Below are 25,207 nucleotides of genomic sequence, written 5' to 3' on the forward strand. Positions count from 1 at the left end.
ATTGTTTGGTTTGTTTCAAAAAAGTTGATTACCGCAGTTACAGACTGGCGCTCAGGTATCTCCGATGACTAACCCCACCCAAGACCATGTTGGCCTGACCGACACCTTCGCCTCGCGCCGCTATTTCCGCAAATTCGAGGTGATCACTGTCCACCTCCTGCGCGTGGCCGCGACGATGGAGGCGGAGGGCGCGATCAGCAAGCAAGAGGTGCGGATCGTGTCACGCTACCTCTCGGGGTTGCTCTACACCTTCCGCGCGCTCAGCATGAAATACCTGCTGGTCGGGCGCGATACGGGGCGGTTCTTTGGCAGCCTCGCGATGGACAAGCGCGACAGCGGCTTTCCGGTGGCGGCGGAACTGCTGACCATGGCCAATGACGCGCAGCAGGCGCAGGTGCATCTGGCGAATATGCCCTCGGAAGACGACCTGAAAACCGACATGGTCCGCACCATTATTGGCGATCAGGAAATCCCGAACAAGCTGCAATTCGCTCTGTCCCAAAGGCTCTATTATGAGGAATTGCTGAAAGGTCAGCTGTTCTGGGCCCGCAATGATCCCGAATGCCACTGGATCGGGAATGAGGGTGAGCGGCGCAGGTTCATGATCCATTGGGCGGTCTATGACAGTCAGATCAATCTGCCGGTCATCTACCTGATGCAGTTGGAGGATAGCGGCAAGACGGCCCTGCCCAAAGACCAACGCCGCTGGCCCGAGGTGCAGGCGCATCTGATGGCGCAGTCCTTGGGTGGCCTGAAATTGGTGACAATCGCCAAAGGCTTCGATCAGGATTTCGACGACCTGCACCCCAAACATCTGCGCCGCATCCACGTGGGGCCGATGTATTCCTCGGCCTATACCGAGCAATCCGGTCCGTTGCGGCAGGTGCTGGAGGACGCGCAGGCTCCGCAGGGGCAGGATTGGGCTTTGGCCTGGACCACGGAAGAGCTGGAAAGCGAAGAGGTGATCGAAGAACGCACCGGATGGTTCTCGACCGTTGAGCGTGAGGTGTTTGCGCTGGACCCGTTCGGTGGGCAGGGGGCCGAAACCGGGGCCACGCGCACGCAGCGCTCGATCATCCTGCCTCAGCGCCCGTTTCAGGTGCTGGCCGAGCGCAACCCGCCGGGGTTCGCTGATGTGCGCAAGTTTGTCGTCAGCAAGAGCGGGCAAGTGTTGAGGTATTGAAGCGGGTGGCGGGGCGAAGCCCGCCCGACGGAGTTTGAGTAGGCCGGGCCTCAGCCCGGCATTGCGAGGAATAAGATGAGTTTGACGTCAGATCAGATGGAATTGCGCGAAGACGATATTCGCAAACATTATCCCGCAGCGACCGTCATGCTGAACGGGTTCGAACACGCGCCGCGGATTGCGAAACCAGTTGATGTGGCGGTCGAGCGGTCCTCGGGTGTGTCGACGGGGCGGCGTTTCCGGTCGACCACGCCGGGGCTGGTGACACGGCGCACCGCGCGCGCGGACGGAGTGCATCTGGTTGAACGGATCGAAGCCTCGGATGAGGGCGACACGTTGGTCTCGCCCCCTCAGGCCACCACGCAGCAGGCCATTCGGCGCGCCATCGCCATCGCTGTGGCCGTGGCAGAGACTTATGCTGAGCAGACTCCGTTGGCTGATCTGAAACGGGCCAATTTGGCGGGCGACCTGCCCGCTGCCCGCAAGACCGAGTTTTCCGAATTGTTGACGGCTGAAGCGTTGATCACCTCGCATACCTTCGGCAATGCCTTGGCTTATCTGATGTCTTCGCATCTGGGTGAAACCACGGTTGATTTGGGCGAGATCGAAGAAGTTCTGACCGACAATGGCCAGCTTGCCCTGCACGGCGCGCTGTGGGAGCTGGACCAAACCCTTGCCAAACATGCCCCCGACGACGCCCATCTGATCGCCGCCACCAGCGCCTATGCCGAGCAATTGATGGACAAGGTCGCTCTGCGCGCGCAATCGGCTGGCCGTCTGGCCCCCTTCCAGAACGCCGCGTGGCATATCGAGGCGGATGACCTGACCATCCGGGGGTTTGACCCGGCGTCCAAGGCGAAATCCACCACCCTGACCATGACGTTCAAGAAACCGAATGAGGTGGTCGGCAACCATATCGCCAAATATCAGGCGATGAAGCTGGCCAAGATGCTGATGGCCTATGATTTCGACCGACGCCTGAACCCGTTTGCAGAACTTGGCGGGTTCATCTTTACCTTCATGGGCGACGGTAAACCAGGCACCGGCAAGACCACCCTTATTCAGATGATGGCCGGGCTGATTAACGAGTATTGCCAGAACGCAGGCTATCCGTTCCGCTATCAGAACCTGAGCACCGATAATATCGACAGCTATCAGGGTAAATCCGGCCAGAACGCCAAGGCCTTTATCAACACGATCATCGACCCCTCGGTTATCGGCTTTGGCACAATCGACGATATCGACCAACTGGCGGGCAAACGCGGCGACCGGCAGTCCTCGGCCGGGCAGTTGGAGATTACCGCCGTGCTGATGGAGAGCTTTGCGGGGGCCAACACCGTTGTGCGCGGCAACTGCACCTTTGGCATGTTTTCGAACTATCCAGAAAACGTAGACGACGCCCTGCGCCAGCGGGCGGGAGCTCGGTTCCTGGTGGACGGACCGCAGACGCGCGAGGATTACATCGACATCCTGCATTTGCTGATGGGCCGCAACCACGACATCCCGCTGGGCGAGCACGACGCCTATGCTGCGCAGGAAATCAAAAAGGCCGTCGCCGCCAGTTTCGAAAGCCACGCCCGCCCGCATGAGGATGCGCTTCTGCAGGTCTATGATCAGGTTTCGGGTCAGATCGGTCAGATGGACACGATCGCCAAGCTGGGCACCTACCTCAAGGCGATCCAGCAGGCGGATGAGCGGTTCACCGGTCGCGCGATCAAGAACATCACCGACGCGGTCAAGGTCCGTGCGATGGATTTCGAACTGCCCGACGAGTGGATGGAGAACCCCGACCTGTTCCTGTTCCGCGACTATGACACCAAGAAAGCCATGATCGAAGACCTGCGCCAGCCGATCACGGTCGAGATGGTGATTCAGGAAATCAACCGCTACGCCGACAGCGAATTCCGCTATGCCGACAAGAGCGACGAGGTCGCTATCGAGAACGCAGTGCGTGAGATGAGCCGGATGGAAGAGGCCAAGCGACGCTATCTGGATGGGAAGGGATGATGGGCAGGATTCACCCGTCTTCAAGAGAGCGGAAACCGTTGATTGACCTGCCTTCACATTTCCTTGTCCGGGCGTTGTTCTGGTTCGTGCTCGCGATGATTTTGTCCGGAGGTGCGTATGCAACAACGCATCGTCGGAAAAAGGAAGCAATGACATGACTTTAACGCTTGCAATCTCTGGTCTTTCCCTTGTTCTTGGCCTGATCCTGCCTCTGCGCTGGGGCGTCTTCGGGTTTCTGGGAGCCGTGGCGGTTTTGTTTCTGACTCAGTTCGGCGTGAACACAGGCGGCGGGTTCGAGGGCACCACATGGGAGGAAACGCTGATCCTTTTTGAAGGCAGTTTGGTGTCTTATATCGGGTTCAACCTGCAAATCACCGCGCGAGCTTTTGCGTTGCCGCTGTTGGTGTTGGCGGTTGTGGTTGTTGTTCGTCTTAACAGAATGGCGAGGTGACTAACTTGAGATTGATCATCTCAGCAGCCTTATTTGCAGCCCTTTTGGCTGTATTCATGACAGTCACAATTTGTGGTTGGCAAGGGCTACTGCCTGAGAATTTCGATTTCATTCGCACTTGTGGCGCTACCGATTCACCGCGCGAAGTTTTCTTTAGCTTCTTAATGCTGGGGTGCATGTTGGGCGCAATCTTAACATCTCTGCTTGTTGTTTGGCGGTGGGTATCGAAAAGGCAAATCTCATGATCCGCCTCATCGAAAAAGGCCTGATGTTCGGCAACCTCGTCCACATCTCTAGCCCGGCTTTGGTCGAGCGGTATAACCGCGCGTTGCAGCATCTGGCGGGCAAGACTACGGCCCTGACGGATTTCCATGTTGATATTTCGGGCTACTCGCCTGAGATCGGACAAGAGTTTGAAGACCCGCTCTACCTCAATCCAAACGGGGTGAACCGGCAGTTCATCCTGCTGACGACCGAGCAGAAACGCGCGCCTTTGCTGAACGTCAAATTCTCGACCTCGCGCGGTATCCTGCGTGAATTCATCGAGATGAACGAGGCGCAGCTTTTTGCCCTGACCGCCACGGATGCCGTGGCCGGAGAGTTGGTGAACTCTGTCTTTGAACTCACCACGCCTGCTGATCTGCTGAGCCTGCGCAGGATCGAGGTTGAGGCAGATACGGTCGGCGGCACCCTGCGCAAGGCTGAACAGTTGGCCGGTATGGTCGAACGTTTCAAGACCGAGGAGGACGCATGGTTTGACGATGTCCTGATCGCTCAGATGATCGAAACCGCACGGGACACCGGTGATGTGACCCGCAACCCGGTGCGCTTGCGCCATACAGCCTTTGATCGGCGCAATTTCTGGACGGCGCATTTCGGCGGGCTGTATCTGTTTGCGGATGTGGATCATCCGGCGGCGGTTTATATGGGCGACAAGCCGGACGGGTTGCCGATGGAGTATTTGCTTCACCAATTGCAGCGCAACGGGATCGCGCAGTTTCTGGAAAATAACGCGTTGGTCGAAACGATCATCGAGGCTCGTGGGCTGAACTCGGCCGCTATTTTGCAACAGAAGATGGATTTCCTGACGATCGCTGCGGCGGCAGATGCCGGTGTCGATCTGACTGGGCTGGACCGCGGCGATATGCGGCGTTTGGCGCGCAACCACTCGGATCGCTTGCCTGAGGCGTATCATGGGCTTGCCGAATTGTTGCGCTGGGCGACAGATGGCGGGCCCTGGCCGCGCATCACCTCGGATCACCCGGCCTATTTCTACACGCTGCGCGCTGCGGACACGCCCAACCGCGATCTTGTGAACATGCTGCTGGCCGAACTGGCCCCGCTGGACCCGCGTCAATTGTTCATCTGCCACAAGGAACTGTTCTACAGCACCTACAAAACCTGGCCCGAAACCAAGAAAGCCTTTGTTGCCGACTTCCTCGCGCGCGAGTATCAGGTGGACAAAGCCGGTGCGCGCGCGGCTCTGTTCGGTCACGAACCGGATATGAGCGGCGAGGACCGGGTAAGTGATGATATCATCGCGCGCGTTGGCCCCTGGGGCGCAGTAGGAAGAGGTTGAATGTTCGTCGCTCTGCGATTTTTGATCCCTTTGCTGATCATTCTGACGGTGATCTATTTTGTTCTGTCGCTTTATTCCCGTTGGGTTCGACGCGGCAAATTGATTGCGCATTGGGAAAAGAAGGGAATTACCGGTGATCGTGAAGCCTTTTTGAAGCGGGGCATGAGGCAATATGACAGGTCTTTCCGCAAGAAACTGCTGCTGGGTGTCTATGTCGTCCCGCTTGGGGCAATCGCCCTGTTGTTATATATTACAAATTTCATGTGAGGGCCGGACAGATGGTCTATGTTAAATGGGCGTTTATCATACTCTTTTGGGGGTCTGTTGCGGCAGTACTGGAGTATACTTTGCCGCAACAGGACGTTGTCCGGGTCGTCAAGACCGAGGTGCGCCGGGTCGATTTTGGCGAGAATTCGATTTTCTGGGCGCAGCAGGATACTGGTCAGGAAGGCGCGCAAACTGTCAATCGTGATGTGCGGTTCGTTGAAACGTTCCGCCCTAACGGAACCCCGCGCGTTTACCGCAACGAGGATACCGGGTGGGGATGGCCGCCCTATTTCAAGCTCGACAGCTCTAATCTGCAGGCAGAGCTGACCAATCTGGTTTCAACAGCAGCAGATCCGCAATGGGTGGTGTTGCGCCACTATGGCTGGCGCAATCAGCTTATGTCGATCTTTCCCAATGTGGTGTCGGTGCGCCCGGTAGACAGCCCGGATGTGCGATTGATCCCGTGGTTCAATATCATTTTCCTGACAGTGTTCTTTTCGATCCTCTGGGCAATTTGGGTGCGGTGGCGCAGGTTTCGGCAACGCCGTATCGACCCGATGCTTGAGAACGTGGAAGATGGGTTTTATGCCGCTGGCGACGCAATCGAAGAAAAGAGCAGCAGCTTCAGGAAATGGCTGGATACTTGGAAATCGAAATAGGGGTCGTTGGGGCGCCGTGACCTTGGCCGTGTCTGGTAAACTCAACGGACGACGAATTCCGCATGCAGGGCACCCGCGGCCTTGATCGTTTTCAAGATGTCTATCATGTCGCGCGGCGACACCCCAAGTGCGTTCAGCCCTGCCACAACCTCGGACAGCGTCGTGGCTTCGGGTATCTCTGCTAGGCCGGTGCCTTCGTCTTCTTCGATGCCGGCGATGGTTCGGGGGACCACCACGGTTTCGCCGCGTGCGAATGGGTTGGGCTGAACGGCGATCGGGGCCTCTTCTACAGTAAGGGTTAGGTTGCCTTGAGAGACTGCAACCCGGGAAATCCTTACCTCTTGCCCCATGACAATCGTGCCCGAACGTTGGTCAACCACAACCCGAGCCTTGGCCTCGGGTTGCACCAGAATGTTTTCGATCCGACCCAGCGCATGTGCCGTAGAAAGAGACTGCGTGGCGGCGATGTTCAACTCGACTGTCCCGGAATCGCGCATGATGGCCACGGGGCGAATTGACCGTCCAGTGTGCGTCCGGTTTCGACCCGAGTTATGGCGCGCAGGACGTCAATAGGGACATCGTGTGACAGCGCTGCGCGCAGCGCCGCCCGATCACAGAGCGCTGCCGTCTGGGGGGAAGCTAAAGCTATCGCCGCTTGCGCGATGTACAACGCAAAAGCCAGTCCAAGGATCGTTCGAATGGGCATTCTGCCGGTCCGGGATTCTGATCAGTCCGGGCCAAGCTAGCCGTGCGAGGGTTTACAGACAGTTATCGGCTGTTCAGATTCGGTCGATCCTGCGCCCGAATACAACGCTGGTATTGGTCCGAAGGACGCCCGGAATCTTGGCGAGGTCATCGACCAGAATATCCAAATCCTCGATCCGGGGGGCCTCGGCCGACAGCAGCAGATCGAACTCGCCATTGATGGACAGGCAAAGTTTGACCTCGGGGTAGGCCTCCAGTCGCTTGATAATGCGCGTGGTTTCTTTCTGCTGCACTTCAAGCAAAACGACAACCTGAACGCGTGGGGCATCTTCGGGGGTATTTAGCACCACGGAGTACCCGGCGATCACGCCGCGTTCCTCCATGCGATTGATGCGCTCATGCACCGTGGTTCTTGCCACGCCAAGCTTCGCCGCGATCCGAGTGGTTGAATCGCGAGCGTTGTGTTGAAGGGCGGCGATGATGCGGCGGTCCAGTTGATCCATGGCTCAAAGGTGTAGTGCAGAGTTGCGCTGTTGCTCAAGGCTTGTGAAGGTGTTCTTTGGAAACGGCTTTCCTGTCTTTGGTGGGCCACAACAGAACCGCCAGTGCCAGTCCCAAGACCGCAGCGAACGCCATCCAGCCCAAGGCATGTGTTACTCCTTTGACCGTCATCAGCCAGCCCGCCAACGGATAAAGCACCAACCAGCAGGCATGGGATAGGGTGAACTGCGCGGCAAATACGGGCGGGCGGTCCTCGGGCGCGGCAGACCGTGTCAACAACCGGCCAGATGGCGTAAGGGTCGCCGAATATCCGAACCCGACGCAGACCCAAGTCAGGATCAGTGTCGGCAGCGTGATTTGGCCCCCAATGGACAACACTGCCCCCATCGCCATGGAAAAGGTACCAAAGAAGGCTCCCGTCAGCATGACCCTGCGATCCCAGAACCTGTTCAGCAGCGTCGGCAGGACAAATGCGGCCAGCATCGAACCGCCCCCGAATCCGGCAAGTGAAATGGCTACCGCGCTTTCCGATAAACCCAAATCGGCCCGGACGATCACGACCGTGTTCACGATGACCATCGCGCTTAGCGCGGCAGCTGCCCAGCTCAGCGCCAGTAACCCGCGCAGGCGGGGCGTCTCCAGATATAAACGGATACCGCGCGTCGTGCGGTCATAGACGCCACGGGGTCTTGTCGGTTCGGGCGAGGGCAGGACAACCGAAGTTACCAGAAGTGCCGATGCGACAAACCCAAGACCCGTTCCCCAGAACAGGCTGTCGAAACTTACGATTGTCAGCAAAAGCGCGGCCAGGATCGGGCTTACCACGCTTTCAAGATCGTAAGCCAAACGCGAAAGCGACAGAGCTTTGGTATAATCCTGCTCATCCGTGAGAACGTCCGGAATCGTCGCCTGAAAGGTCGGTGTGAATCCGGCAGAGGCAGATTGAAGGACGAAGATCAGCAAGTAGACCTGCCAGATTTCCGTTACAAAGGGCAGGCACATCGCAACGGCAGCGCGCACCACGTCCAGGGCGACCAGCATTCGCCGCCGGTCCAGCTTTTCGGCGAAAGCGGCGGCAATCGGCGCAACCACCACATAAGCGACCATTTTGATGGTCAGGGCCGTGCCAAGCACCAAACCGGCGGCTTCACCGGCAAGCTCAAACGCCAAAAGACCCAAAGCAACGGTTGCCAATCCGGTTCCGGTCAGCGCCACGATCTGCGCGGCCAGTAAATGGCGGTAAACCCGGTTTCGCAGGATGCTGAGCATCTGCAATGCCTTTCTTTTGCGCCCAATTGCTCTGACGGTGATGTTGCCCGGTAAAGAACGCCATTTTCCAGTCAAACGCGCAAGGGGCAAGAAACATGCGCATATTGGTCGCATTCCATGGATGGCGTTGAGTTTACGGGCCAAACCTCCTATCTCGGGGGCGATACGGCATAAAGGAAGACCCCCGTGGCAAACCATCTTTATAAAAACGACCTGCCAGACGGGTTGGATATGGGCCCTGTTGTGGCCATTGACTGTGAAACCATGGGATTGAACCCGCATCGTGACCGTCTGTGTGTCATCCAGATGTCCGGGGGGGATGGTGACAGCCATATTGTGCAGGTCGAAAAAGGCCAGACCGCAGCGCCAAACCTGTGCGCCATGCTGGAAAACACCGACGTGCTGAAACTGTTCCACTTTGGCCGCTTCGACATTGCCGCGCTGTTTCATACCTTTGGCGCGCTGGCCGCACCTGTCTATTGCACCAAGATCGCCAGCCGATTGGTGCGGACCTATACCGACCGCCACGGGCTGAAGAACCTGTGTCAGGAACTCATCGGTGTTGATATCTCAAAACAACAACAGATGAGCGACTGGGGCGCGGAAACCCTGGCCGAGGCGCAGTTGGAATATGCGGCCTCGGATGTCCTGTACCTGCACCGCCTACGCGAGGCGCTGGACGGGCGTTTGGCCCGCGAAGGCCGGACCGAGATGGCCCAGGCCTGTTTTGACTTTCTGCCGATGCGTGCGAAACTCGACCTCGCCGGTTGGCCCGAAACGGATATATTTGCGCACTCATGACCGATACCGAAGCTTTCCTGAAAACCGCGCGGCAAGTCGTCACTGACGAAGCCCGCGCGTTGGATGTTCTGGCCGAAGGCCTGGACGATCAATTTGCCGATGCTGTGCAAATGATATTGCAGGCCAAAGGCCGCATCATCATCAGCGGCATCGGAAAATCGGGTCATATTGGCCATAAGATCGCGGCAACGCTGGCCAGCACCGGCACGCCCGCCTATTTCGTTCACCCTGCCGAGGCCAGCCATGGCGATCTGGGTATGGTGTCCAAAGGCGACGTGGTTCTGGCCATCTCGAACTCGGGTGAAGCGCCCGAACTTGCGAACCTGCTGGCCTTTACACGCCGTTTTGGTATCCCGCTGATAGGTCTGTCCAGCAAACCCGAAAGTACCTTGATGACACAGGCGGATGTGCATCTGCTGATCCCGTCGATGGGCGAGGCCTGCGGGTTCGGCATGGTGCCTTCGATCTCGACCACGCTGACGCTGGCGATGGGTGATGCGCTGGCGATTGCGCTGATGAAGCATCGCGATTTCAAACCCGAGGATTTCCGCGCGTTTCATCCTGGTGGCAAATTGGGCGCCCAGTTGTCCACCGTGCGCGATTTGATGCACTCAGGCGACGCGCTGCCTCTGGTGGCGGCTGACACCGCGATGAGCGAGGCGTTGATCGTGATCAGCCAGAAAGGGTTCGGCGTCGCTGGCGTTACAGATGCGCAAGGTCAACTGACCGGTATCATCACGGATGGTGACCTGAGGCGTCACATGGACGGGCTTCTGGACAAGACCACCGCCGAAGTCATGACGGAAAGCCCGACCACAATCAGCCCCGATTCACTGGCGGAAGAAGCTGTTGCGATCATGAATGACCACAAGATCACTTCTTTGTTCGTGGTTTCGCCTGACTCCGACGGCTCAGCCGAGGGGCTCCTGCACATTCACGACTGCCTGCGCGTCGGGCTGGGATAAGAGGGCGGATCTGTGGACAGTCATTCGCGCATGGTGCAATTCCTCAAGGTGTTGCTGCCACTGGCGGCTATCGTGCTGCTGTCCACCGTTTTCCTTTTGTCGCGCAGTATCGAAACCAACGTAACGGTGCCCTTTACGCAAAGAGATATCGAGGAACGGCTGGCAGATCAGATCGTGACCTTGCCGAATTATCGCGGCACCACCCGCAAGGGCGAAGAGGTTCAGATCGAAGCGACAAAGGCGACGCAGGGGACCAAAAACTCGGTTCCGACAGCGTCTGATTTCAAGGGGCGGCTTGGTCTTTCGGATGGGGGTGTGATCACGCTGGACTCAAATTCCGGGATGATCCGCCCGGACAAGAACACCGCGACCTTTGTTGGCGATGTGGTTATAATTACAACAGACGGTATCAAGGTTACGACGGACCTTTTGAATACGGCGTTGGACGAAATCCGTGGTGATACACCGGGTCAGGTCGACGGAACGGGCATAATTGGCAACTTTTCCGCGGGCCGGATGACATTTGGGACTGAAAAAAAGGACGGGCCGGTCCATATTATTTTTACAGATGGCGTCAAGTTGGTGTATGAGCCGGAAAAAGCAGAAAGATAACCTGTGTTCGATTTTCGTTTAGCCATTGCGTGTTGTGCCCTTGTAGCCGGTGCTGTTTCAGCGACTGCGCAAGAAACACAGGTCGCGTTCGGGGCCGTCAAGGCAGACCCCAGCCTGCCGGTTGAGGTGACGTCAGAAACGCTCAACGTGAATCAGGAAAACGGATCGGCCGAGTTTCAGGGCAATGTGATCGTAATCCAGGGCGAAATGCGCTTGACAGCCGAACGTGTTCTGGTCATCTACAACGAAGATCGGTCCGCGATTGAACGCATGGAGGCGACCGAGGATGTCGTTCTGGTCAGCCCGCCGGACGCTGCGGAAGGTGACTGGGCGGAATACACCATCGACTCGGGCGTGATCGTCATGAAGGGCAATGTTCTGCTGACGCAGGGGCCAAGTACGATCAGTGGCGACCAGATGAACGCGAACCTTACGACCGGTACAGCGACGATGACGGGCAACGTCAAAACCATTCTGCAGCAGGGGGCCAATTGATGGCCGGTCCGAGCCTGACTGTTGCCGAGGGCAACTCGGGCCTCAGAATTGAAAAACTGCGCAAGTCTTATCGTAAGAAAACGGTGATCCGGGACGTTTCCATGACGTTGGACCGGTCCGAAGTGGTCGCTCTGTTGGGGCCGAACGGATCAGGCAAGACGACGACATTCTATTCTGTGGCCGGTTTGGTGTTCCCCGAAGCGGGGACCGTCACGATTGACGGGCAGGTGGTCACGACTTTGCCGATGTACCGTCGCGCGCGTCTTGGGATCGGCTATCTGCCGCAGGAAATGTCGATTTTCCGCGGGATGAGTGTTGAGGACAACATCGCCTCGGTGCTGGATATCACTGTCAGTCACGCGCATCGCCGCAAGGAACGGCTGGAAGAGCTGCTGTCGGACTTTTCGATCGAACATCTGCGCCGTGCGCCCGCGCTGGCCCTGTCAGGTGGTGAACGTCGTCGCGTCGAAATCGCGCGCTGCCTTGCAGCAGACCCCAAATACCTGCTGCTGGATGAACCCTTTGCGGGCGTTGACCCGATCAGTGTGGGGGATATCCGTCATCTGGTCGCGGATCTGAAGAAACGTGGAATCGGCGTTTTGATTACCGACCACAATGTCCGCGAAACCCTCGAGATCGTGGATCGCGCCTATATTCTGCATGACGGCCAGGTCCTTATGTCCGGCACGCCGGACGAGGTGGTCGAAAATGAAAACGTGCGCCGCGTCTATTTGGGCGAAAATTTCCGAATTTCATAGGTTTGCGCAGGTCTGTGCCGACTGCATGGCGGAAATCGCGTATATACACATCTGTTTTGATTGACTCTTCCGCCGTCTCTTGCCTCAATTGGGGTATGGCATTTCTACGGTTCAATTCTGGATCACGATGCCCCTTCCCTGAAGGGTGCGCGGTTCGGTTACTGCGGAAATTGTCGATACCCCCCACCCGATAATCAACAAGCGCGTCGCGATTTGCGGCGTCAGAATGGGTGTGAATTGTGAAGGAGATCACATGCGTTACCAAATTAGCGGAAAACAGATCGACATCGGTGAAGCACTTCAGACCCATGTGCAGACCGAACTTGGCGAGGTGGTGGGTAAATATGCCCAGCGTCCGACCGATGCCAATGTCGTCTTTTCCCGTTCTGCGCATGAATATGTGTGCGAAACTACCGTGCATCTTTCCACCGGCCTGACGGCTCAGGCCAAAGCCCACGCAACTGAAATCTACGCAGCTTTTGAGGCTTGCTGCGACAAGATGGAAACACAATTGCGCCGTTACAAGCGCCGTTTGAAGGACCACCACAAGGATCGGGCCGAGCCGGTTGAACTCTTTGGAGCATCCTCTTATATCCTCGCCTCTGACGAATCGGAGTCGGCTGACGAACCCGAATCTCTGCAGCCGATGATCGTGGCTGAGATGGAGACCAAGATCCCATCGCTGAGTGTTGGTGAAGCCGTAATGCAGATGGAACTGGCTGGTGCCCCGGTGCTGGTGTTCCGGAATGAAAACAAGGACGGATTGAACGTCGTGTACCGTCGGGACGACGGGAATATCGGCTGGATCGATCCGTAACAGGCAAGAATAGCAAGGCTAGCCCCTGCATTAGCGGGGGCATTGCCGTGGAGCGTGATCATGGAGCTTTCGAGCATACTAAAGCCCGAAGCAGTACGTGTTTTGTCCGCCGCTTCCAGTAAGAAGCGGTTGTTTCAGGAAATCGGCGATATTGCGGCCGGGATTCTGGGACTTGAAGCGCAAACAGTTGTGGACAGTTTGCTGGAACGTGAAAGCCTTGGGCCGACGGGTGTTGGGCATGGCGTGGCCTTGCCGCATGCTCGTCTGAACGAAGTCGAAGAGGTCTCCGGGGCGTTTGTCATGCTGGAAAAGCCGATTGATTTTGGCTCGGTTGACCGGCAGCCCGTCGATATCGCGTTTGCGCTTTTTGCGCCGGAAGTGGCCGGTGTCGATCACCTGAAGGCCCTTGCTCTGGTGTCTAGAACGCTGCGGGACACTGCGGTTTGCGCCAAGCTTCGGGCCAATCCCGATCCGGTCAAGCTTTATGCGATCTTGACCGAGGCGCAGTCGATGCAAGCGGCATAAGCCACTGACAAACAATAAAAAAGCCCCCGATTTTCGGGGGCTTTCTTTTTTGGATGGATTGGCGTCTTAGCCGCCGGTTCCCATTTCCAGAGTCCACCAGATTTTGCCGCCATTTTCCTGATGCCAGGCAAAGCCCATCTGTGTGGCTTTCGGGTCCATGATCACGGACCGCGGACCCGGCTCCTGCATCCATGCGGCCAGTGTCTCGGTCTCGGTCTCGTAGGTCTCCGAGATCGCTTCGCCCAGGAAAGTACCGAAATACCCCACGCGTGCGGCGCGGTCGATTGGCGATGAACCGTCTGATCCGAAGTGCCATGGCCGGTTCTGGCGCGCCATGTCCTTGGAATGAGTCGCCGCAGCAGCGTTGAGCTGCGAGTTCAACTGCACAGATTGCAGCCCCGACGCCTGACGCAGCGCGTTCACCGAATCAAGCATCCGGAACTGCAACTTTTCCGGGTTTCCGCGAATCTTGTAAACCGTCGGCAGCGGGCGACCATCCGACCCATAGGTTGGGGTGCTGCTGGGGGTGCACGCTGCCAGCGCAACGAAGCAAACGAAAAGTAATGAAATAATACGCGTCATGGCCGACCTGATGATTGTGATGCCTTACGGCATAGCGCGCCCGACTGACTTGGGCAAACCTGCAAAAGCTGATTCTCGCGTGATTCTGCCGGTTTGATTTGCGAATGAGGTATTCTGGCAATAAAATGCGTTAGATTTTCAACTTTGGTTTAGCAAAGGACCGCCTGATATGGTCAAGAAGCTCATTCCCTCGACGACCCGCCGTGGATTTTTAACCGGCGCTTCGGCTGTTTTAGCCTCGCCCGCGATCGCGCAGTACATCCCCGGTGATCCGCTCCGCCCTGCGCCGGAACCTGAACCGCAGGTCCGTAGAAACGTTTCGGGCTTCCGTGCGCTGGATTGGCAGCCTTATTTCTCGAACACGCGGAACGGGGCCATTCTGGTCGATACGGTATCACGCGCGCTGCATTATTGGTCAGATGATCAATCGGTCTACAAACTCTACCCGTCTTCGGTGCCACTGACCGAGGAATTAACGCGCCGTGGCCGCACAAGTGTCATCCGCAAGGTTGAAGGACCAAGCTGGTCGCCAACGCCATCCATGAAGAAAAGAAATCCGGAATGGCCGGACTATATCCCTCCGGGGCCGGATAACCCGTTGGGAACGCACGCTTTGTATCTAAGCTGGAAGTACTATCGGATTCACGGCACACATGACACACGTAAAATCGGGCGTAGATCATCCAACGGATGCATCGGTCTGTTTAACGAGGATATTGCCGAGTTGTTTTCAATGGCGAACGTAGGTACGCAAGTGTTGCTTATTTGACGACATTTCCGCGCACGAACCCGCTTTTGGAGCAAGTTCCATTTGCATTCCAGTCGGATAGCTGATTAGAAAAAAACACGAGGTAAGTCTTGGGTGTGCGGTTTCAATATATGAAACCGTGCGTATTCTGGAGGTTAATATGAAGAAACTCGTTCTCGCCGCTGCACTGACCGCTGCTGCATCGACCGCTTATGCTGGCAACCTGGAAGAGCCGGTTGTTGAAGCACCTGTTGTTGTCGAAGAAACTCAGGGTTCGTCGCAGGGCATCATCCTGCCGCTGGTCCTGCTGGTTGTGGTTGCCGCAGCTGTTGCAGCAAGCTAATTCGACGAGCGCAATACAAAGAAAAGGCGGTGGAGTTTTCCACCGCCTTTTTTTATGCCCAAGGGCCGGGGCGAATTAGTCCAACCAGCCTTTCAGATTGTCTTCGATCACTTTGCCAAGCGCAGCGATGTGCGAATCGTCATCGTTCAGGCAGGGTATATAGGTAAAGGTCTCGCCGCCGGCCTCTTCAAAGCTTTCTTTGATCTCTTCGTTGATCTCCTCCAGCGTTTCGATGCAATCGGCGGAAAACGCCGGAGCGATGACGGCAATATTCTTCTTACCCTGCCGCGCCAACTCAGCAACATGATCGACTGTATAGGGTTTCAGCCATTCTTCCGGCCCGAACCGGGATTGGAATGTCGAGACAAGCTGGTCATCCTGCCATCCCAGACGCTCTTTCAAAAGCCGGGTCGTTTTCGCGCATTGGCAGTGATACGGATCGCCCTGCTGCAGATAGCGTTCCGGCATCCCGTGGTAGGAACAGACCAGAATATCTGGTTTGGTTTCCATCGCGGCATAGGCGTTCTGGACTGAACCGGCCAAGGCGTCGATATAGGCGGGTTCGTCGAAATAGGCGGGAACGGTGCGTGACGCAGGCTGCCACGCTTCTTCCATCAGCGCGCGAAAGAACTGATCGTTTGCCGTGGCGGTCGTCGCGCCTGCATATTGCGGATAGAGCGGGAAGAACAGGATGCGGTCACAGCCTGCCGCCGCCATCTCATGCACCTTGGACTTGGTCGAAGGGTTGCCGTAGCGCATGCAGAAATCCACCATCACCTGATCGCCATAACGTGCCTGCATCGCCTCGCGCAGCTTGGCCGTCTGATCCTTGGTGATCGTCATCAGCGGGCTTTCACCCTTGTCGTGGTTCCAGATCGACTTGTACGCCTCACCCGAGCTAAAAGGCCGCTTGGTCAGGATGATACCTTGCAGGATCGGCTGCCATTTCCATTTCGGATAGTCGATGACGCGCTGATCCGACAGGAACTCGTTCAAATAGCGACGCATTGGCCAATAGCTGTAATCGTCCGGGGTGCCCAGATTGGCCAAAAGAATACCGACGCGGCCCATTTTGACCTTCGGGTGGTCGTCGGGGGCATGAGCGGGGCGGGTGGCGTCAAACATGGGATGCTTCCTGAAATCGTCGTGTTTCGGGCTGAGATAAACGGAATTAGCCCGCCGTCAATCGGACAGTTTGCCTTCTTTTGTTCCCAGTGCGTCGGCAAGGCGCGCTTGTGCCGATCCGGGGCGCAGGGGTTTTTGCTGGCTTTCATCGGGCGACCAACCGGTCAAACAGATCAATTCGAAAGTTGTCGCCAGACGACCCTGCGGGGTTGCGAAATTTTCGGCATAGATGTCTTGCGCCCGTCCAAAGATCTGCTTTCGGGTGGGGTGCTTTAACCTCTCGGACAGGCTGTTGGTCTCTCCCATCGCGCGCAGATCGTGCATCAGGTGGACTATGTCGCGGTATTCCGCAGTCAGGCGCGCGGTATCGGCGACAGGCAGAGCGAAACCCGCCCGTTGCAGCAATCCGCCCAGATCGCGCAACTCACCCATCGGGGCAATGCGCGGGCTGAGGCCGCCGGTGACCTCGATCTCGGCCTTCCCCAGGGATGTGCGCAGCTCGTGCAAGGTTTCCCCACCCAGACACGCAACCAGCAACAGCCCGTCGGGTTTAAGCGCGCGATGGCACTGAATCAGTTGCCCGACCGGATCGTTAGCCCAGTGCAACGCCATTGCGTGTACCACCAGATCGTGCGCGCCGGGCGTCAGCCGCAAAACATCTTCATCGGCAACAATATGCGCTTTGGGCAACACACCCTGCCAAACATGCGCAAAGGGCGTCACGATCGCCGGGGCGGTAAAGCTTTTGTTAACCATGGAGAGGCGATCCTGCACCTCGTCAATCGCGGCGCGGTGCAAAAACAATGCGTCGTCTTGCGCGCGGGCGCGATGCTTTGTCAGGGCAAAGCGGTCAAACAAAGAGGGTGCATTGGAGTCAGGCAGCTTCATAAGGCGCAATTATCGCATCTGGCCGCGGATTCAAACCGCCGTCCAATTGATCTATCCGCCGCGCTGTCTGGGATGCGGCGCGCTGACAGAATCGGACTTTGCCCTGTGCGGACCCTGCTGGAGCGACACGCCATTTATCGGGGGCACCGTCTGCGAAAGCTGCGGCGTCCCCTTGCCCGGTGATCCGGACGGGCACCGGATTGAATGCGATGACTGCATGAAGGTTTCCCGGCCGTGGCGGGATGGGCGTTCCGCTCTTTTATACAAAGGCAGGGCGCGGGCGCTGATATTGGCGCTGAAACATGGTGACCGCTCGGAACTGGCGCGCCCGGCGGCGCGATGGATGGTGCAGGCAGGGCGTGACTTGTTTCGTGACAACATGCTGCTCGCTCCGGTGCCGCTGCATTGGACCAGATTGTTAAAACGGCGATACAACCAATCCGCTTTGTTGGCGCACCACGTGGGGCGGGAAACCGGATTTCAGGTGTGTCCCGACCTTTTGGTTCGGCCCGTCCGAACTCCGATTCTGGATGGAAAAACTGCAGCGGAACGCGCGCGGACATTGGAAGACGTGATTGTTGCGCATCCCAAGCGGCGGCACCGGATGCAGGGGCGGGATGTCCTGCTGGTCGACGACGTGATGACGTCCGGCGCGACGCTGTCCGCTTGTGCAAGTGTCTGCCTTGCATCTGGCGCAAATCATATTTTCGTGTTGACCCTAGCGCGCGTTGCCAAGGATGCCTAATTCGTCGAAGATTACGTGAAACCCCAAGGGACGGATTATGAAACCTGTTGAAATCTATACCTCTCCGCTATGCGGCTTTTGCCACGCGGCCAAACGACTGCTGAAACAGAAAGGCGTTGAGTTCAAAGAAGTCGATGTTTTGATACACCCCAAACGCAAGCCCGAGATGATCAAGCGCGCTGGTGGTAAACGCACCGTGCCACAGATTTTCATCGGCACGCAGCACGTGGGTGGCTGCGACGATCTTTATGAGCTGGAGCGTCAGGGCAAGCTGGACCGGCTTCTGGCCGCGTGATGCTGACTGCGCTGCTGCAGGTCACCTCGTCGGATGATCCGTCCGAAAATCTGAAGATGGTGCGCGCCCTGATGACCGAGGCGGCCGAACAGGGCGCGCAGTTCATCCTCACCCCCGAGGTAACGAACTGCGTCTCGACCTCGACAACGCGGCAGCGTGAAGTATTGCAGCACGAAGAAGATGACCTGACGCTGGCCGGGCTGCGCGATCACGCGCAGGCGCTGGGCGTATGGCTGTTGATCGGCTCGCTGGCGGTCAAAACTCAAGACGCGGACGGGCGTTTTGCCAACCGTTCCATCATGATCGACCCGCAGGGGCAGATCGTTGCGCGGTATGACAAGATCCACATGTTTGACGTGCAGGTCACAGAGACCGAGACTTATCGGGAATCTCGAAACTACCGCCCCGGCGACCGGGCCGTGATTGCCGACACAGACTTCGGCAAAGTTGGCCTGACCGTTTGCTACGATATCCGCTTTCCCCACCTCTATGCGGCGCTGGCTCAGGCTGGTGCGCGCATCTTGACTGTTCCTGCGGCGTTTTCCCCAGTTACGGGGGCTGCACATTGGGAATCGCTGTTGCGTGCCCGGGCGATTGAAAACGGCGCTTGGGTGCTGGCACCGGCCCAAACCGGAGAGCATCCCAAAACCCGTGGCAGAACGCGCTATACCTACGGTCACAGCATGGTCGTCGCCCCGTGGGGAGAGGTCATCATCGACGCAGGTACCGATCCGGGCATTCACATTTTTGATTTGGATGATAGTTCTGTGTCAGAGGCGCGCCGCCGCGTGCCTTCATTGACGCACCTGCGGGCTTTTGACGGCCCCTGACCCAGAGCCGGACCCAATGACGGACGACACCAATGCCCTTGCGGTCACGCTGTTCAGCGAGATCCTGACCGCCGACCAGCTATTGCGCAACCGGCTTAGCCGGGTGCTGCCCAAGGGCATGGAAATCTCACATTTCTCGGTGCTGAATCATCTGGTTTTCGTGGGGGATGAACGCACGCCCGCACAACTGGCCAGCACTTTCCACGTCACGCGCGGGGCGATGACCAACACATTGGCCAAGCTGGAATGGGCCGGATACATCCACATCCGCCCCGATTGGGACGACGCCCGCCGCAAAATGGTCGCGATCAGCCCTGCCGGCCGCCGCGCCCGCGATCAGGCGATTTCCTCTATCGCCCCGCTGATTAACCGTGTGGTTGGAGAGCTGGGGTTGGAGCGTGTCCGCGGCACGCTGCCCGTGTTGAGGGATTTGCGGTTGCAGTTGGAGGGGGAGTAAGCTCAGCCCGCCTTCACACTCGCCGTCACATAATTCACGCTTAAATCCCGGTCCGAGATCGACCAGCTCCACAGAATCGGGTTGAAGACGAAGCCCTTGCGGTCGACCGGGTCCAGCCCGGATTGGCGCAGCAGGTCGAACAGCTCATCAGGGGTGATGAACTTGTTCCATTCATGCGTGCCGCGCGGCAGCCAGCGCATGACGACCTCGGCCCCGAAAATGGCCATCGCATAGGATTTCGGGTTGCGGTTGATGGTCGAGCAGATCAGCAACCCACCCGGTTTCAGCAGTTGTTGCGAGGCGGTCAGGAAGCCCAATGGATCGGCTACGTGCTCGACCACTTCCATGTTCAACACGACGTCGAATTGTTCGCCCGCAGCGGCCATGTCCTCGGCTGTGGTGTGGCGATAGTCGATCTCAAGTCCCGATTGCTCGGCATGGATACGGGCGACGGGTAGGTTGCCCTCGGCGGCGTCGGCGCCCACGACCGTCGCGCCCAAACGCGCCATCGGCTCGCTTAAAAGCCCGCCGCCGCAGCCGATATCCAGCAGGCGCAGGCCTTCGAATGGTTTCGCGGTCGTCAGGTCACGGTCAAATTCACCCGCAATCTGTTGTGTGATATAATCCAGACGGCACGGATTCAGCATGTGCAGCGGTTTGAATTTCCCATGGGGATCCCACCATTCAGCCGCCATCGCCTCGAATTTTGCGATCTCGGACGGGTCCACCGTGTTCGGATGCGCTTGCATTCCTGTCTCCGTGTGCTCTTTTACGTTTAAAGACTATATAGGGCCCTAATGGATAAGTACCCGGACCAAAAGCGCGCAGTTCAATATCTGTACCCGCCGATCGACCCGTTCGATCAGCGAATGGTCGATGTGGGCGATGGGCACCGTATTTATATGGAGCAATGCGGCAATCCCGAGGGGCTGCCGGTTGTCGTGTTGCATGGTGGCCCCGGTGGCGGATGTAGCCCGGCGATGCGGCGGTATTTTGATCCGCGTGTGTTTCGGGTGATTCTGTTTGATCAGCGCGGGTGTGGCCGGTCGCGGCCTCATGCCTCGGTGGTGGATAATACGACGTGGGATCTGGTGGATGACATCGAATGCCTGCGGACTCTGCTGGATATCGACGATTGGACGGTGTTTGGCGGCAGTTGGGGCGCGACTTTGGCGCTGGTTTATGCGCAGGCGCATCCGGACCGGGTGAACCGGCTGGTGCTGCGCGGCGTGTTTCTGGCCACGCAGGCCGAGCTGGATTGGTTCTATGGCGGCGGCGCGGGCAAGTTCTGGCCCGAGCAATGGGCGAAATTCACTGCTCTGCTGACCGAGGATGAGTTGTCGGACACGATAGGCGCCTATCACAAACGCTTGTTCTCGGGCGATCGGGCGACGGAAATCCTGTATGCGCGGGCGTGGTCGGCGTGGGAGAACGCGCTGGCCTCGATCCATTCGCACGGGTCGACGGGTGAAAGCCCCGGCGAATACGCGCGCGCCTTTGCACGGCTTGAGAATCACTATTTCACGCACAGCGCCTTTCTTGAGAAGGACGGGCAGATTCTGGATCAGATGGACCGGATCGCCCATATCCCCGGCCATATCGTTCAGGGGCGGTATGACATGATCTGCCCGCCGCAGGCCGCGTGGTCCTTGGCGGAACGCTGGCCCAATGCCGAGCTCAAGATGGTGCGACAGGCAGGCCATGCCCTGTCCGAGCCGGGCATCAGCGCCGAGTTGGTGCGTATCATGGACCGCGTGGCGGAGGGCATCGCATGACCCGTATGGACCGTCGTGCCTTGTTTGCTTCGGGTGCAGCAGCGGCTCTGCTGGCAGCAACCGGCGCGTCATTGGCCAACACGCCCAAGTCCGGCGGAACGCTGCGATTGGCCGTGCCCCGGGACGAAAGCCTTGAACAGGTGGCGCGTGGCGCTGTGTTCGACACGCTGACCGAGATCGCGCCGGATGGCACGTTGCGCGCGGAATTGGCGACAGGCTGGCAAACCGATGCGAACGCGCGGGTTTGGCGTTTCGATCTGCGCCCTGGTGTTCTGTTCCATGATGAGGCCCCGTTGGACGTTGCCGACGTTCTTGCCGTGCTGGAACAGGTCGGGCGTGTTGAGGCCACCTCGCCCTTATCCCTGCGGCTGGAACTGGCGGAAGCTAATCCGGGCCTGCCGTTTCTGCTGGCAGACAGTCGATTTGTCATAACGCGCAATGGGCAAGACGTAACGCCATTGCGCGCGGCCAACGGCACCGGATGTTACCGGGTCGAGCGTGCCGAAGACGGGCGGCATTTCTTGGGGCGCAAAGTCGCCGGTCACTATAAAAGCGGTCAGGCGGGCTGGGTCGATGCGCTGGAAGTTATCGTGATCCCTGATGCGCGTGTTCGGGCTGAGGCTTTGCGGGATGGCTATGTGGATGTCGCCGCTCTGCCCGCGCAGGACGATTTAAGGGGGCAACGCGGTCTGCGCTTTTTCCCAAGCGAGACGGATATGGCGCTGGCCGTGGCCGCTCGTGTCGGAATGCCGGGTCAGGTCGGACAGGCGCGTGCGCTGGACGATGGCCGCATCGCCGAGCGGTGGTGGCTGGCTTAATTCCCGCCGGGGGGTTGCAGACTCGGGAAACCCTGCGTATATGCAGTTCCAACAGCGGCGCGTTGGACTTCTGGTTCAAAGCTCCACCGGAAAGTACGACGGGCCGCGCGCCCGTTTTTTTGTGCCCGATTGAAGGGTAGAGACCCGAATGACAAACGACCTGATAGCCAAAGCAGCCATCGACCGGCGACTGGCCGAGATCATAACCCCCGTGATCGAGGATCTGGGGTATGAGTTGGTCCGCATCCGTTTGATGAGCGGTAAGTTGACCACGCTGCAGATCATGGCGGACAAGCCCGATGGCGGCATCGAAGTGGATGATTGCGCCGAGATTTCCAACGCGGTCAGCGCCACGCTGGACGTCGAGGACCCGATCCTTGACGCTTATACGCTTGAGGTGTCCAGCCCCGGCATCGACCGCCCTCTGACCCGTCTGAAGGATTTTGAGACCTTCGAAGGGTATGAGGCCAAGATCGAGACCGCTGAACTGATCGACGGCCGCCGCCGGTTTAAGGGCGAATTGGCCGGGATCGAAGGGGATGAGGTTCTGATCAACATCCCCGAGGGGGACGAAACGATCACTATTGGTCTGCAATTCGACTGGCTGAGCGATGCCAAGCTGGTCCTGACCGATGATCTGATCAAGGAAATGCTGCGCCAGCGCAAAGACGCCGGTGCCCTGAACGAAAACGCTTTCGACGAGATTGAGACCGAAGGGTCCGAAGAGGAGACGAACTGATGGCAATCACCTCAGCCAACCAGCTGGAGCTGCTGCAGACCGCCGAGGCCGTGGCCCGGGAAAAGATGATCGACCCCGGTCTGGTTGTCGAAGCGATGGAAGAATCGCTCGCCCGTGCCGCCAAGAGCCGCTACGGCGCTGAGATGGACATCCGCGTGTCGATCGACCGCAAGACCGGCAAGGCGACCTTTACCCGCGTCCGCACCGTGGTCGAGGATGAAGAGCTGGAAAACTATCAGGCCGAGTTCACTGTCGAGCAAGCCAAGCAATACATGGAAAACCCTGAGGTCGGTGACGTTTTCGTCGAAGAAGTCCCGCCGGTTGAAATGGGCCGGATCGCGGCGCAATCTGCCAAGCAGGTGATCCTGCAAAAGGTCCGCGAAGCCGAGCGTGACCGTCAGTACGAAGAATTCAAGGATCGCGCAGGCACCATCATCAACGGTGCGGTCAAGCGCGAGGAATTCGGCAATGTCATCGTCGATCTGGGTGGGGCCGAGGCCGTTCTGCGCCGCAATGACAAGATCGGCCGTGAAAGCTATCGTCCCAACGACCGCGTGCGCGCCTACATCAAAGAGGTTCGCCGCGAGGTCCGTGGCCACCAGATCTTCCTGTCGCGCACCGCGCCGGAATTCATGGCTGAGCTGTTCAAGATGGAAGTGCCGGAAATCTATGACGGCATCATCGAAGTCAAAGCTGTGGCCCGCGACCCCGGCTCGCGCGCCAAGATTGCCGTGATTTCGTATGACGGTTCGATCGACCCCGTCGGTGCCTGCGTTGGTATGCGCGGCAGCCGCGTGCAGGCCGTTGTGAACGAACTGCAGGGTGAGAAAATCGACATCATCCCGTGGAATGAAGATCAGCCGACCTTCCTGGTGAACGCGCTGCAGCCCGCCGAGGTTTCCAAGGTGGTTCTGGACGAAGAAGCCGGCAAGATCGAAGTGGTTGTGCCCGAGGAACAGCTGTCTCTGGCTATCGGTCGTCGCGGTCAGAACGTGCGTCTGGCCAGCCAGCTGACCGGCCTGGACATCGACATCATGACCGAGGCCGAAGAATCGGCGCGTCGTCAGAAAGAATTCGAAGCCCGCACCCAGTTGTTCATGGACAGCCTGGATCTGGACGAATTCTTCGCGCAGTTGCTGGTCTCTGAAGGGTTCACAAACCTCGAAGAAGTTGCCTATGTCGAGCTGGACGAGCTGCTGGTCATCGATGGTGTTGACGAAGGCACCGCGCAGGAACTGCAGACCCGGGCTCGTGAATTCCTGGAAGCACAGGCCAAGGCGGCGTTGGATGCTGCCCGTGCGCTGGGTGCCGAGGACAGCCTTATTGAATTCGAAGGCCTCACACCCCAGATGGTAGAAGCGCTGGCCAAGGATGACGTGAAGACGTTGGAAGACTTCGCCACCTGCGCCGACTGGGAACTGGCCGGTGGCTGGACCACGGTCGACGGCGAGCGCATCAAGGATGACGGTGTTCTGGAACCTTTTGGCATTACGCTGGAAGAAGCGCAGGATTTGGTCATGACCGCCCGCATCATGCTGGGCTGGGTCGATCCGGCCGAGCTGGAGCAGGCCGAAGAAGAGGTCGAAGGCGAAGCTGACGAGGAGGCCGAGGCCTGATCTCAGGGCCTCGGGGTGGCGTGAATGGGTCGCGGTGGCGTCCATAAGGATCGGTCGGAAGGCCCCGAGCGCAAGTGCATCGCCACGGGCGAGGTTCAGCCAAAATACGGGTTGATCCGCTTTGTGATGGGGCCGGATGGTCAGGTCTTTCCCGATGTTGCGGCAAAATTGCCGGGGCGTGGGGTCTATGTAGCGGCGGATCGCGCCGCGCTGGATAAGGCCGTCGGCAAAAAGCTGTTCTCGCGCGGGTTCAAGGCGCAGGCAACGGCGCAGACGGACCTGGCTGACGAGGTTGAAAAACAAGTCGCGCGGCGGGTAATCGAACTGATCAGCCTGGCGCGTAAGTCCGGCGACGCAGTCGCGGGATATGAAAAGGTCAAGACGTGGCTGGACCGGGAAGAGGCTCAGGTACTGATTCAGGCCTCTGATGGATCGGGGCGCGGCAAGTCGAAACTCAGCACGCCGCACTTCGGAAAATACATCGGTTGGCTGACAGCGGATGAATTAGGGGCGGCATTTGGGCGCCAAACCGTGATTCATGCGGCGCTGGCCTCTGGCGGACTCGCCAAACGTGTTGTAGAGGAAGCGCAGCGCCTGCGTGGCTTGCGCGAAACGGATGACGGCGGCAAGGGCCGCTCGGAAGGGTAAGAAG

30 protein-coding genes and 1 pseudogene are annotated in these 25,207 nt (G+C 58.4%); 24 read left to right on the plus strand and 7 right to left on the minus strand.

From position 1 onward, the window contains the following. Positions 1-64: 64 nt before the first annotated feature. From GOX75_RS19320 to GOX75_RS19345, 6 genes are all read left to right on the plus strand, one after another. Positions 65-1,183: a hypothetical protein gene (locus tag GOX75_RS19320; protein WP_171125906.1), complete on the plus strand. Its 1,119-nt coding sequence runs from the start codon at positions 65-67 to the stop codon at positions 1,181-1,183. 75 nt (positions 1,184-1,258) lie between these two features. Continuing rightward, positions 1,259-3,190 (plus strand): ATP-binding protein, encoded by a 1,932-nt coding sequence (locus tag GOX75_RS19325; protein WP_171125908.1) that lies wholly within the window; start codon positions 1,259-1,261, stop codon positions 3,188-3,190. A 154-nt stretch (positions 3,191-3,344) separates the two neighbouring features. Beyond that, positions 3,345-3,641 (plus strand): hypothetical protein, encoded by a 297-nt coding sequence (locus GOX75_RS19330; protein ID WP_171125910.1) that lies wholly within the window; start codon positions 3,345-3,347, stop codon positions 3,639-3,641. 241 nt (positions 3,642-3,882) lie between these two features. After that, the gene (locus tag GOX75_RS19335) at positions 3,883-5,220 is read left to right on the plus strand and encodes a DUF6638 family protein (protein ID WP_171125912.1); all 1,338 of its coding nucleotides are present in this window, start codon (positions 3,883-3,885) and stop codon (positions 5,218-5,220) included. After that, positions 5,221-5,487: a hypothetical protein gene (locus GOX75_RS19340; protein WP_171125914.1), complete on the plus strand. Its 267-nt coding sequence runs from the start codon at positions 5,221-5,223 to the stop codon at positions 5,485-5,487. It abuts the gene before it with no gap. Between the two features lie 11 nt (positions 5,488-5,498). Continuing rightward, a complete protein-coding gene (locus GOX75_RS19345) occupies positions 5,499-6,146 on the plus strand; it encodes a DUF1523 family protein (RefSeq protein WP_171125916.1) in 648 nt (215 codons plus the stop codon). Positions 6,147-6,187: 41 nt separating this feature from the next. On the opposite strand, the pseudogene GOX75_RS19350 reads toward GOX75_RS19345, so the two are convergent. The 3 genes and pseudogenes from GOX75_RS19350 to GOX75_RS19360 form a co-directional block, all read right to left on the minus strand. After that, a pseudogene (locus tag GOX75_RS19350) lies at positions 6,188-6,658 on the minus strand (flagellar basal body P-ring protein FlgI); the annotation flags it as partial. Between the two features lie 267 nt (positions 6,659-6,925). Further along, complete coding sequence (locus GOX75_RS19355; protein WP_171125918.1) at positions 6,926-7,354, minus strand: Lrp/AsnC family transcriptional regulator; 429 nt, start codon at positions 7,352-7,354, stop codon at positions 6,926-6,928. 34 nt (positions 7,355-7,388) lie between these two features. Then, entirely contained in the window at positions 7,389-8,621 is a 1,233-nt protein-coding gene (locus tag GOX75_RS19360; protein ID WP_171125920.1) for an MFS transporter, read from the minus strand. Positions 8,622-8,807: 186 nt separating this feature from the next. Here GOX75_RS19360 and GOX75_RS19365 point away from each other — a divergent pair, with 186 nt between their 5' ends. The 7 genes from GOX75_RS19365 to GOX75_RS19395 all read left to right on the plus strand — a co-directional run bounded on the left by GOX75_RS19365 (position 8,808) and on the right by GOX75_RS19395 (position 13,594). After that, on the plus strand, positions 8,808-9,422 hold the full coding sequence (locus GOX75_RS19365) for a ribonuclease D (RefSeq protein WP_171125922.1): 615 nt from the start codon (positions 8,808-8,810) through the stop codon (positions 9,420-9,422). Then, positions 9,419-10,387: an SIS domain-containing protein gene (locus tag GOX75_RS19370; protein ID WP_171125924.1), complete on the plus strand. Its 969-nt coding sequence runs from the start codon at positions 9,419-9,421 to the stop codon at positions 10,385-10,387. The genes GOX75_RS19365 and GOX75_RS19370 overlap by 4 nt, the downstream gene beginning before the upstream one ends. Before the next feature lie 12 nt (positions 10,388-10,399). Beyond that, positions 10,400-10,999 (plus strand): LPS export ABC transporter periplasmic protein LptC, encoded by a 600-nt coding sequence (lptC, locus tag GOX75_RS19375; RefSeq protein ID WP_171125926.1) that lies wholly within the window; start codon positions 10,400-10,402, stop codon positions 10,997-10,999. A gap of 3 nt (positions 11,000-11,002) precedes the next feature. Then, positions 11,003-11,494: an LptA/OstA family protein gene (locus GOX75_RS19380; protein WP_171125928.1), complete on the plus strand. Its 492-nt coding sequence runs from the start codon at positions 11,003-11,005 to the stop codon at positions 11,492-11,494. Beyond that, positions 11,494-12,252: an LPS export ABC transporter ATP-binding protein gene (lptB, locus tag GOX75_RS19385; protein ID WP_171125929.1), complete on the plus strand. Its 759-nt coding sequence runs from the start codon at positions 11,494-11,496 to the stop codon at positions 12,250-12,252. Before GOX75_RS19380 ends, lptB begins: the two co-directional genes overlap by 1 nt. Positions 12,253-12,505: 253 nt before the next feature. Then, entirely contained in the window at positions 12,506-13,069 is a 564-nt protein-coding gene (gene hpf / locus GOX75_RS19390) for a ribosome hibernation-promoting factor, HPF/YfiA family (RefSeq protein WP_171125931.1), read from the plus strand. Between the two features lie 60 nt (positions 13,070-13,129). Next, positions 13,130-13,594 carry a PTS sugar transporter subunit IIA gene (locus GOX75_RS19395; protein ID WP_171125933.1) on the plus strand — a complete coding sequence of 155 codons (465 nt, stop codon included), beginning with the start codon at positions 13,130-13,132 and terminating at the stop codon, positions 13,592-13,594. 66 nt (positions 13,595-13,660) lie between these two features. On the opposite strand, the gene GOX75_RS19400 is transcribed toward GOX75_RS19395, so the two are convergent. Continuing rightward, positions 13,661-14,176 carry a CAP domain-containing protein gene (locus GOX75_RS19400; RefSeq protein WP_171125935.1) on the minus strand — a complete coding sequence of 172 codons (516 nt, stop codon included), beginning with the start codon at positions 14,174-14,176 and terminating at the stop codon, positions 13,661-13,663. Positions 14,177-14,345: 169 nt separating this feature from the next. On the opposite strand from GOX75_RS19400, the gene GOX75_RS19405 reads away from it, so the two are divergent. Together GOX75_RS19405 and GOX75_RS19410 are read left to right on the plus strand one after the other, a co-directional pair. Next, entirely contained in the window at positions 14,346-14,945 is a 600-nt protein-coding gene (locus tag GOX75_RS19405) for a L,D-transpeptidase (protein WP_171125937.1), read from the plus strand. A 139-nt stretch (positions 14,946-15,084) separates the two neighbouring features. Continuing rightward, on the plus strand, positions 15,085-15,267 hold the full coding sequence (locus GOX75_RS19410) for a hypothetical protein (RefSeq protein WP_108861641.1): 183 nt from the start codon (positions 15,085-15,087) through the stop codon (positions 15,265-15,267). Between the two features lie 75 nt (positions 15,268-15,342). Here GOX75_RS19410 and hemH read toward each other — a convergent pair whose 3' ends face one another. Both hemH and GOX75_RS19420 read right to left on the minus strand, forming a co-directional pair. Then, entirely contained in the window at positions 15,343-16,392 is a 1,050-nt protein-coding gene (hemH, locus tag GOX75_RS19415; protein WP_171125938.1) for a ferrochelatase, read from the minus strand. Between the two features lie 57 nt (positions 16,393-16,449). Continuing rightward, entirely contained in the window at positions 16,450-17,280 is an 831-nt protein-coding gene (locus GOX75_RS19420; RefSeq protein ID WP_171125940.1) for a methyltransferase domain-containing protein, read from the minus strand. Here GOX75_RS19420 and GOX75_RS19425 point away from each other — a divergent pair. The 4 genes from GOX75_RS19425 to GOX75_RS19440 are packed head-to-tail and all read left to right on the plus strand — an operon-like array spanning position 17,261 to position 19,607. Next, positions 17,261-18,025, plus strand: coding sequence for a ComF family protein (locus GOX75_RS19425; RefSeq protein ID WP_174825893.1), 765 nt, complete (start codon positions 17,261-17,263; stop codon positions 18,023-18,025). The two genes, GOX75_RS19420 and GOX75_RS19425, sit on opposite strands and share 20 nt — an antisense overlap. A gap of 37 nt (positions 18,026-18,062) precedes the next feature. Beyond that, positions 18,063-18,320 carry a glutaredoxin 3 gene (gene grxC, locus GOX75_RS19430; protein ID WP_171125942.1) on the plus strand — a complete coding sequence of 86 codons (258 nt, stop codon included), beginning with the start codon at positions 18,063-18,065 and terminating at the stop codon, positions 18,318-18,320. Then, on the plus strand, positions 18,320-19,150 hold the full coding sequence (locus GOX75_RS19435) for a carbon-nitrogen hydrolase family protein (protein ID WP_171125945.1): 831 nt from the start codon (positions 18,320-18,322) through the stop codon (positions 19,148-19,150). The genes grxC and GOX75_RS19435 overlap by 1 nt, the downstream gene beginning before the upstream one ends. Positions 19,151-19,166: 16 nt before the next feature. After that, positions 19,167-19,607, plus strand: coding sequence for a MarR family winged helix-turn-helix transcriptional regulator (locus GOX75_RS19440; protein ID WP_171125947.1), 441 nt, complete (start codon positions 19,167-19,169; stop codon positions 19,605-19,607). 2 nt (positions 19,608-19,609) lie between these two features. Here GOX75_RS19440 and ubiG read toward each other — a convergent pair whose 3' ends face one another. Then, positions 19,610-20,356, minus strand: coding sequence for a bifunctional 2-polyprenyl-6-hydroxyphenol methylase/3-demethylubiquinol 3-O-methyltransferase UbiG (gene ubiG / locus GOX75_RS19445; protein ID WP_171125949.1), 747 nt, complete (start codon positions 20,354-20,356; stop codon positions 19,610-19,612). 48 nt (positions 20,357-20,404) lie between these two features. On the opposite strand from ubiG, the gene pip reads away from it, so the two are divergent. From pip to GOX75_RS19470, 5 genes are all read left to right on the plus strand, one after another. Continuing rightward, positions 20,405-21,382, plus strand: coding sequence for a prolyl aminopeptidase (gene pip, locus GOX75_RS19450; RefSeq protein ID WP_171125951.1), 978 nt, complete (start codon positions 20,405-20,407; stop codon positions 21,380-21,382). Next, on the plus strand, positions 21,379-22,200 hold the full coding sequence (locus GOX75_RS19455) for an ABC transporter substrate-binding protein (RefSeq protein ID WP_171125952.1): 822 nt from the start codon (positions 21,379-21,381) through the stop codon (positions 22,198-22,200). Before pip ends, GOX75_RS19455 begins: the two co-directional genes overlap by 4 nt. Positions 22,201-22,348: 148 nt before the next feature. Then, positions 22,349-22,939: a ribosome maturation factor RimP gene (gene rimP, locus GOX75_RS19460; RefSeq protein ID WP_171125954.1), complete on the plus strand. Its 591-nt coding sequence runs from the start codon at positions 22,349-22,351 to the stop codon at positions 22,937-22,939. Then, complete coding sequence (nusA, locus tag GOX75_RS19465) at positions 22,939-24,555, plus strand: transcription termination factor NusA (protein WP_171125956.1); 1,617 nt, start codon at positions 22,939-22,941, stop codon at positions 24,553-24,555. Before rimP ends, nusA begins: the two co-directional genes overlap by 1 nt. Before the next feature lie 24 nt (positions 24,556-24,579). Next, positions 24,580-25,203 carry an RNA-binding protein gene (locus GOX75_RS19470; RefSeq protein WP_171125958.1) on the plus strand — a complete coding sequence of 208 codons (624 nt, stop codon included), beginning with the start codon at positions 24,580-24,582 and terminating at the stop codon, positions 25,201-25,203. Positions 25,204-25,207: the final 4 nt, after the last annotated feature.

The organism is Ruegeria sp. HKCCD7251 (genome assembly GCF_013031165.1).
Taxonomy (GTDB): domain Bacteria; phylum Pseudomonadota; class Alphaproteobacteria; order Rhodobacterales; family Rhodobacteraceae; genus Ruegeria.

Coding starts and splice junctions, on each gene's coding strand:
- GOX75_RS19320 (WP_171125906.1), top strand. CDS start 65: ATGACTAACCCCACCCAAGACCATGTTGGCCTGACCGACACCTTCGCC.
- GOX75_RS19325 (WP_171125908.1), top strand. CDS start 1,259: ATGAGTTTGACGTCAGATCAGATGGAATTGCGCGAAGACGATATTCGC.
- GOX75_RS19330 (WP_171125910.1), top strand. CDS start 3,345: ATGACTTTAACGCTTGCAATCTCTGGTCTTTCCCTTGTTCTTGGCCTG.
- GOX75_RS19335 (WP_171125912.1), top strand. CDS start 3,883: ATGATCCGCCTCATCGAAAAAGGCCTGATGTTCGGCAACCTCGTCCAC.
- GOX75_RS19340 (WP_171125914.1), top strand. CDS start 5,221: ATGTTCGTCGCTCTGCGATTTTTGATCCCTTTGCTGATCATTCTGACG.
- GOX75_RS19345 (WP_171125916.1), top strand. CDS start 5,499: ATGGTCTATGTTAAATGGGCGTTTATCATACTCTTTTGGGGGTCTGTT.
- GOX75_RS19355 (WP_171125918.1), bottom strand. CDS start 7,354: ATGGATCAACTGGACCGCCGCATCATCGCCGCCCTTCAACACAACGCT.
- GOX75_RS19360 (WP_171125920.1), bottom strand. CDS start 8,621: ATGCTCAGCATCCTGCGAAACCGGGTTTACCGCCATTTACTGGCCGCG.
- GOX75_RS19370 (WP_171125924.1), top strand. CDS start 9,419: ATGACCGATACCGAAGCTTTCCTGAAAACCGCGCGGCAAGTCGTCACT.
- lptB (WP_171125929.1), top strand. CDS start 11,494: ATGGCCGGTCCGAGCCTGACTGTTGCCGAGGGCAACTCGGGCCTCAGA.
- hpf (WP_171125931.1), top strand. CDS start 12,506: ATGCGTTACCAAATTAGCGGAAAACAGATCGACATCGGTGAAGCACTT.
- GOX75_RS19395 (WP_171125933.1), top strand. CDS start 13,130: ATGGAGCTTTCGAGCATACTAAAGCCCGAAGCAGTACGTGTTTTGTCC.
- GOX75_RS19400 (WP_171125935.1), bottom strand. CDS start 14,176: ATGACGCGTATTATTTCATTACTTTTCGTTTGCTTCGTTGCGCTGGCA.
- GOX75_RS19405 (WP_171125937.1), top strand. CDS start 14,346: ATGGTCAAGAAGCTCATTCCCTCGACGACCCGCCGTGGATTTTTAACC.
- GOX75_RS19410 (WP_108861641.1), top strand. CDS start 15,085: ATGAAGAAACTCGTTCTCGCCGCTGCACTGACCGCTGCTGCATCGACC.
- hemH (WP_171125938.1), bottom strand. CDS start 16,392: ATGTTTGACGCCACCCGCCCCGCTCATGCCCCCGACGACCACCCGAAG.
- GOX75_RS19420 (WP_171125940.1), bottom strand. CDS start 17,280: ATGAAGCTGCCTGACTCCAATGCACCCTCTTTGTTTGACCGCTTTGCC.
- grxC (WP_171125942.1), top strand. CDS start 18,063: ATGAAACCTGTTGAAATCTATACCTCTCCGCTATGCGGCTTTTGCCAC.
- GOX75_RS19435 (WP_171125945.1), top strand. CDS start 18,320: ATGCTGACTGCGCTGCTGCAGGTCACCTCGTCGGATGATCCGTCCGAA.
- GOX75_RS19440 (WP_171125947.1), top strand. CDS start 19,167: ATGACGGACGACACCAATGCCCTTGCGGTCACGCTGTTCAGCGAGATC.
- ubiG (WP_171125949.1), bottom strand. CDS start 20,356: ATGCAAGCGCATCCGAACACGGTGGACCCGTCCGAGATCGCAAAATTC.
- pip (WP_171125951.1), top strand. CDS start 20,405: ATGGATAAGTACCCGGACCAAAAGCGCGCAGTTCAATATCTGTACCCG.
- GOX75_RS19455 (WP_171125952.1), top strand. CDS start 21,379: ATGACCCGTATGGACCGTCGTGCCTTGTTTGCTTCGGGTGCAGCAGCG.
- rimP (WP_171125954.1), top strand. CDS start 22,349: ATGACAAACGACCTGATAGCCAAAGCAGCCATCGACCGGCGACTGGCC.
- nusA (WP_171125956.1), top strand. CDS start 22,939: ATGGCAATCACCTCAGCCAACCAGCTGGAGCTGCTGCAGACCGCCGAG.
- GOX75_RS19470 (WP_171125958.1), top strand. CDS start 24,580: ATGGGTCGCGGTGGCGTCCATAAGGATCGGTCGGAAGGCCCCGAGCGC.